Source organism: Mameliella sp. LZ-28 (genome assembly GCF_012274245.1).
GTDB lineage: Bacteria > Pseudomonadota > Alphaproteobacteria > Rhodobacterales > Rhodobacteraceae > Antarctobacter > Antarctobacter albus.
In genome coordinates this window covers 96,733-103,620 of the sequence record NZ_JAANYX010000008.1, presented here as the reverse complement: position 1 = coordinate 103,620, position 6,888 = coordinate 96,733, and the positions used below count along the sequence as shown (strand labels likewise).

Genomic DNA, 6,888 nt, shown 5'->3' with positions numbered 1-6,888 from the left:
AATGTCAAATAGCGTAGAGACAAAAACCGAACCGGTGCGCCCTAACTTGCTCGGCGCGCCCGCCCGTCATTGCCTCAGATTGTTGCCTCGCAGTCCCCGGAGCATCGCCCCGCCGTCCCGTCCGGCCCCCCGATCAGCGCCTCAGCGCCGCCGGTGAAGGGCTTTTACGGTTACCCAACAAAACCCGCAAGCAGTTTTTTGGAGAAATCGCCAAAAAATACAAAATACCTTTCAAGACATTGTTTTGAAGGTAAATTTTAGAACCGCCCTGCGCATTTTCCAGTTCAGCGAAGACAGGCAGATGCCTAGATGCCCCCTGCCCCGGCATTGAATCACGCCCCCGGTGATTCAATGCCCCGTTCTGTGCGCAAGGCCGCCTCAGGCCGCGGGCGCATAAGGCACGCACGCTACACGCACCGCCGCGCCCCGACAGTCAGCCCCCCTTCCCGGCTAGGCGCCCAGGCCCAAATGCATGCGCACCGCCGCGGGAATCAATCGCGCCGAAGATGCCCTTGGCACCGGCATCGCCGCGATGCTCCGCTCTTCGCCGTACAAGGACAGGTAGTCCTGATAGTTGTCGAAGGCCTGGCGACGGACAAAATCCACGTAGGTTTCCACTGGCAGCCCGTTTGCCAGGATGATGTCATGCGAATCCGTTTCCACATGGTGATAGGTAACGAGGTCCGGTTGCTGTTCCATCGGCACGGTCTGAATGCTCGTCCCGTTCACCAGTGCCCCGGCATTGATCGCCACACCGTCGAGGATGACCGCATGGTCGGAGGTCAGCACCAGATCACGGTAGGGCGCCCTGTCGCCGAATGCCCCGGCGGTGATCCGGACAGGCTGCACGCGCGCCGAAGCAAAGGCCTTGTGCACGGTCTGGCGACCCATCCACCGGACCGGAACAGTCCGACCGTCCGCCGTCGTGACAAGATCGCCGATCTTCAGCGCCTCGACCGCGCGCTCGCCGTCCGGCGTGGCAATCAGCGTTCCGGAGGCAAAACAGGCCGCATCGCTGCTCAGAACCTGGGACGACGGATCATCCGCGTATACATTGACCCCGATGGCTGTGCCGAACTGGGCGCCATCGGGGGCATCGAAGACCACGAAGAAAGCCGTGTTGCCGGCCACGGTATCGGCACTGCCGAAGACATATCCCTTGGTTCCGTTGAACATCCCGCTCCCGAGGTAGAAACCGGTTCCCCCCGATACCCCGCCAAAGGACATGGTGTTGACGTCGAACCCTGTGATGGCGACCTCGTCACCGGGCAGGATGCTGCCATCATCCAGGACAGCGGTGATCGTTCCTTCGTCGTCTTGCCAAGTAGCGGCTAACCCGTCCGAGCCGACGGAACTTCCGAACGTAAAAGATGTGGGCATAGAATCATTTTCTCCACTGCAGGGGTTTGGATCAGCCTGGCGCGGCCTCCCGACAACGGGGGGGCTGATCCGGTGGCCACGCCCGGCGCGGAGAAGCTCCGCACGCGGGACCCTACGGGGGAGCGAAACGGCCCCCCAGCCGCGTCTTTGTTGATTTCCGGTAGAGTTTGTTTGCGAACGACCACAGCGCCCCTGCATTCGACAGGGTCAGGTGCGGGAGGCTGCCTGTCGTTCCAACCACTGGCGCGGCGGCAGCCCGGTCCAGCGGCGGAAGGCCGAAGAAAAATTGCTGACACTGGAATAGCCGAACCTGTGCGCCACAACCTTGATTGGCATGCCCTCTTGCAACGCGGTACAGATCGCCGCCAAGCGAACCTGTTGCAGAGACCGGTTGAAGCTGATCCCGAACTCGACACGATACGCCCGATCCAGGCGGCGGGGCGAGACCCCGAACTGGTTGGCGATTTCGGCAAGCGAGGGCGGATCCTCTGGGCACTCCTGCAAGAGCGCATGCGCATCGCGGGCAAGGCTGCCAGCCAGGGGCGTCACATTCGGCACGCCATCCTCGCACAGGCTTTGCAGGTGAAATCCCAGGATCTGCTGGGCCGCGGCGCTCACCATGCGGCGCCCCAGCGGCGAGTTGTTCGACAGGGCAGTCATCAATGCCTGTCGCAGGTGTACCGGCAACGCCCTTGCGCGGTGGTAGGTGTTGCTTCCGCCCTCGAGCAAGGGGCGGATGCCCTTGGGAACCGGGCCGCCGAACCAATCCTTGACCGTCTCAAGCGAGACAAGCGCACCGAAGATGGCATTGTCGCCCGCTCCGAAGCGATACAGCGCCCCGGAGACACTGGGCCGGATCAAGCCCGGCGCACTGTCCTGGTAGCGCCGGCCACAGGCAAGCTCTGCCTGGAAACCGCCCTTGAGCACGACCTGGGTGAACACGAAACCCGAGTTGCGCGAACTCGTAACCTCGACGCTGTCCGGTCCGGAGGTCCGGAATCGCGACAGGCTCCAACTGACACCACTGCCGTCCGTGCCGGGTTGTCTTTGCCAGGTCATCTCGACGGTTCCGGCCTGCCGCTGGACGACGTTATGTGCCCGGCCGTTCCCGAGATAAAGCTCGATCGGCGATACACGCCCGTTACTCATGACATTGATCCTGTGCCGTTACTGTTCGCAGCGGACACAGGGCTAACGTGTTTCAAAAGTTAAGAAAAGTCTGCGATGACTCAGTTCGCACCGCTGCCGCCATTGCACTCCGTCACAACCGAGGACAAGGACCGGCAGTCAATCGTTCCCGGTTGAATAAACTCGAGCGCAGGACAATCACCAGTGCGCCCTATTCAGACAGGCCTGGCCTGCCCTCTTTCCTAGGCCGCAGCCGGCCCGTCCACGATCATCATCGGGCACCCGCGCGAGCAGCGTTCAACCCGGCTGTCGATGCCATAAAGACGGCGGATCAGCTCCGGGGTCAGAACCTCCAGCGTATCGCCACAGGCCAGCAGCCGCCCCTCGGCGAGGGCAATCGTCGTCGTGCAGCAGCGCATCACCTGATTGAGATCATGCAACGCAAGGATCATCACCGCGCCGGTTTCCTCGGCATATGCGCGCAGCGCCTCCAGCACTTCGAACTGGCGATAGAGGTCGAGCGCCGAGGTCGGCTCGTCCATCAGCACCACGCGGGGGCGCGCCACCAGCGTCTGCGCAACGGATACCGCCTGACGCTGGCCGCCGGACAATTCCGGCAGTTGGTGATCCGCGAGATGTGCGATGCCGAACCGGCCCAGAACCTCGTCCACGGCTGCCAGTTCACCCGACGACAGGCGCCATCCCCCCTCCCCCTGCTTGAGCGCGAGAATGATGGATTCGTAGACCGTCAGCGCCGCGTTCATGCCCGTGTCCTGCGGCATGTACCGCAGGTCCGCCTGCGCGGCGCCGTTCAGCCGCACGGCCCCTGCCCCGCGCAACTGCCCCGCGATCCGGCGGAAGAGTGTCGACTTGCCGGCGGCATTCGCGCCCACCAGCGCGGTCAACATGCCACCCGCGATCGGCGGCGTGCTCGCCTCGGTCAGGATCTTCCGGCGCCCGTAACCGGCACCGACACGCTCAAGCGTCAGGCTCACCATGACTTGCGTCCTTTCGTCAGAATGAGGGCCGCAAAGAACGGCACGCCGACCAGCGCGGTGATGATCCCGATGGGCAGGACCGCGCCCGGCAGGATCGCCTTGGACAGGACCGAGGTCGCCGAGAGGATCACCGCCCCAGACAGCATCGCTCCGGGCAGGAAGAACCGCTGGTCCTCTCCCAGCAGCAGGCGCGCCACATGCGGGCCGACGATGCCGATAAACCCGATTGTTCCGACGAAACTGACCGGCACCGCCGCCAACAGCGAGACCAGCACCAGCGCCTCCAGCCGCAGATGCTTGACCGGCACGCCCATTGCCGCCGCGCGGGTCTCGCCCAAGCGGATCGCGGTCAGCGCCCAGGCGCGGCGGGCAAAGAGCGGCGTGCAGATCGCCAGGATGACGGCGGTGACCGCGACCTTGCCCCAGGTCGCCTTGGTCAGGCTGCCCATTGTCCAGAAAACCACCGCCGAAAGCGCCTGTTCCGAGGCGAAATACTGCAGCAACGCCAGCGCCGCGTTGAAGGAGAACACCAGGGCGATACCGAGGAGAACGATGGTTTCCACGGTCACGCCACACAGGGTGCTGAGGCCGAAAATCAGCAGCGAGGCCGCCATCGCCATGACAAAGGCATTGATCGGCACCATCAGCGACAGCGCCGCCGGGAAAAGCGCCACCCCCAGAACCATAGCCAGCGCCGCGCCGAAACTGGCGGCCGCGGAGAGTCCAAGGGTAAAGGGACTGGCCAAAGGGTTGGCAAGGATGGTCTGCATCTGGGCGCCCGCCAGTGACAGGCTCGCGCCCACGGTCACGGCAAGAACGGCCATCGGCATCCGGATGTCCCAGACAACCACCCGCATCTGCAGCTCCGCCGCGCCGGGGGCAAGGATCGTCTTCAGTACATCCCAGACCGCGTACCGCGCGGGTCCCAGCGACACATCCACGGCAACGGACACGACAAGGAGCGCGGAGAGCCCGGCCAGGATCGCGATACGCCGGGCAACCAATCCGCGATAGGCACCGGCATGCGTGGACATCTCTGTCGTGACTGTGGTCATGGGCGCTCCGTCAGGAAAAGTTGGCCCAACCCGGGCCACCCTGCACGTTCATCGGATCAGTTGGTTTCGGCGGCTTGCAGCGACACCCAGTAGCCCGGACGATAATCCACCGGCAGAAAACGCTCGTGCAGTTCCTGCAAGGTCGCCTCGGGGTTCATGTCGGGGAACAACTCGGGGTGCAGCCAGGTCGCCAGGCGTTGAACCGCGACAAAGCTGTAGGGCGAATTGTAGAACTGGTGCCAGATGCCGTGCACCTGCCCGGTCTCGACCGCCTTCACGCCGGTGAAGGCGGGGCGCTCCATCAGCGCGGCCAGTTTGCGCCCGGCCTCTGCCACGTCGGACCCCGGCCCCATGCCGACCCAGTCGCCGCCGGGCACATAGGCCTCCCAGTTGCCGCCCGTGACCACGATCTGATCGGGGTCCGAGGCGATGACCTGTTCGGCGTTCACCGTGCCGAAGGTGCCGGGAATGAACTCGCTGCCCAAGTTCGTGCCACCCGCAAGCGCCACGAAACGACCGAAGTTGCCGTCGCCGAAAGACATGCAGCAATCTTCGGAATAACCGCCGGCCCGTTCGACAAAGACCAGCGGACGGTCCAGGTCCGTCTGCGCCTCGATCACGTCGGTAACGCGGGCGATCTGCGCCTGGTAGAAATCGTTGAACTCGGCCGCCTTGGCATCTTCGCCATAGAGCTTGCCGATGATCTGCATAGACTTCGCCGTGTTCTCGAAGGGTTTTTCACGGAAATCGACATAGACGATCGGGATGCCGACCTTGGCCAGCTTGTCCTCGTAGCCGGCCTCGTCGGTCGCGGCCTTGGCCTCGAGGTTCATGATCATCACGTCCGGGTTCAACGAGACAGCCTGTTCGATGTCGAAAGTGCCGTCCTTGAACCCGCCAAAAACCGGGATCTCTGTCAGAGCCGGGAAAGTCTCGGCGTAGATCTCATAGCTTTCGGGCGAGGCCTGGCGGAAATCGTCACGCCATCCGACCACGCGCTCGAACGGGTTTTCAGGGTCCAGCACCGCGGCAAAGAAGATCTGCCGCCCTTCGCCCAGGATCACGCGGTCGACCGGCCCGTCGACCGTGACCTCGCGACCGGCGATGTCGGTGAGGGTGATGGGGTCGGCTTGCACGAGGCTGGCTGCGATGAGGCTCAGCGCCGAGGCGCCGAGTAGGCTGCGAAGGGTCATTTGGAATCCTCTTGGTATCGGATGGTGCACCGCTATTAATTCCGATTGTTTCAGTCAACAACTAAGTTGACTTATTCAGTCAACATCTGCGACATCCCGCGAAACCGACCAAGAGGCCCGCAGATGCAGACAGCCCCCCTCAGCAACCGAAACCTGCGCGACGAGATTCGCGACTACTGGTCCGACCGCGCCGCCACCTTCGACGACGATCCCGGGCACAGGATTTCCGACGGGGCCGAGATGTCCGCCTGGGCGGCGCTGTTCCGCCGCCACCTCGGCCCGCCAGAAGGGCGCCGCCTGCTCGACCTGGCCTCCGGCACCGGAGAAATCGCGCGGCTCTGCCAGGGGATGGGATTTGTGGTCACCGGGCTGGACTGGTCGGAACCGATGCTGGAGCGGGCCCGCGGCAAACTGCCCGAAGTCACCTTTCTGCAGGCCGATGCGGAACGGACAATGCAGCCCGAGGCCAGCACCGATGTGATCGTGACACGGCACCTGGTCTGGACGCTGGTCGATCCGGCGGCGGCCTTCGCCGAATGGCTGCGCATCCTTGCTCCCGGCGGGCGACTTCTGGTGGTGGACGGTGACTTTGTCACCAAGTCCTTGGCTGCGCGCCTGCTGGGCGGGCTTCGCCGCGCGCCGGTCAACGGCCAGCGCACACGACACCAGAGAATCCTGAGCCAGGTCCATTTCTCGGGAGGCGCCCGCGCAGATCAGGTGGCGGACATGCTTGAAGCGGCGGGATTCACAGATCTGCGGGTCGACACGAACCTCGGGCCGGTCCACCGCGCGCAGGCAAGGCAGTTCGGCTGGCAAAAGGCCCTGCTTCGCCGGTCGGAACACCGCTATGCGATCAGCGCCAGGAAACCGGCCCCATCCTGACGGGCTGCCGAAAGGCCCCTGCAGACCAAGCGTGCCACACGCCCGGACAAGCGGGCCAATAAATCCGGAAACAGGACCTTGGTCGCTTGAAACCATCATGGCCTGAAGCGCGACACCGGGAAGAGACATCCAGCGCCCAGCGGGCGTGACCACTTGCCCGCAGCCCTTCGCGACAGCCCGCGCCGCAAGCTATTGCAGAAGAGCGGAACAACGCCTTGACCTAATTGGGGTCTTGGCCCTTGCCTCGGCTTG

Annotated in this window: 6 protein-coding genes; 1 reads left to right on the top strand and 5 read right to left on the bottom strand. The window is 64.0% G+C overall.

All coding sequences use genetic code 11. The annotated features are described in order from the left end of the window. Positions 1 to 450: 450 nt before the first annotated feature. The 5 genes from G9Q80_RS05625 to G9Q80_RS05605 all read right to left on the bottom strand — a co-directional run bounded on the left by G9Q80_RS05625 (position 451) and on the right by G9Q80_RS05605 (position 5,754). A complete protein-coding gene (locus G9Q80_RS05625; protein WP_088716679.1) occupies positions 451 to 1,380 on the bottom strand; it encodes a Hint domain-containing protein in 930 nt (309 codons plus the stop codon). 207 nt (positions 1,381 to 1,587) lie between these two features. Then, a complete protein-coding gene (locus G9Q80_RS05620) occupies positions 1,588 to 2,529 on the bottom strand; it encodes a helix-turn-helix domain-containing protein (protein WP_088716680.1) in 942 nt (313 codons plus the stop codon). A 221-nt stretch (positions 2,530 to 2,750) separates the two neighbouring features. Further along, complete coding sequence (locus G9Q80_RS05615) at positions 2,751 to 3,506, bottom strand: ABC transporter ATP-binding protein (RefSeq protein WP_043146779.1); 756 nt, start codon at positions 3,504 to 3,506, stop codon at positions 2,751 to 2,753. Further along, entirely contained in the window at positions 3,500 to 4,561 is a 1,062-nt protein-coding gene (locus tag G9Q80_RS05610; RefSeq protein ID WP_088716681.1) for a FecCD family ABC transporter permease, read from the bottom strand. Before G9Q80_RS05610 ends, G9Q80_RS05615 begins: the two co-directional genes overlap by 7 nt. A gap of 56 nt (positions 4,562 to 4,617) precedes the next feature. Continuing rightward, complete coding sequence (locus G9Q80_RS05605) at positions 4,618 to 5,754, bottom strand: ABC transporter substrate-binding protein (RefSeq protein WP_088716682.1); 1,137 nt, start codon at positions 5,752 to 5,754, stop codon at positions 4,618 to 4,620. 123 nt (positions 5,755 to 5,877) lie between these two features. Here G9Q80_RS05605 and G9Q80_RS05600 point away from each other — a divergent pair, with 123 nt between their 5' ends. After that, positions 5,878 to 6,636: a class I SAM-dependent methyltransferase gene (locus G9Q80_RS05600; protein ID WP_088716683.1), complete on the top strand. Its 759-nt coding sequence runs from the start codon at positions 5,878 to 5,880 to the stop codon at positions 6,634 to 6,636. Positions 6,637 to 6,888 lie beyond the last annotated feature (252 nt).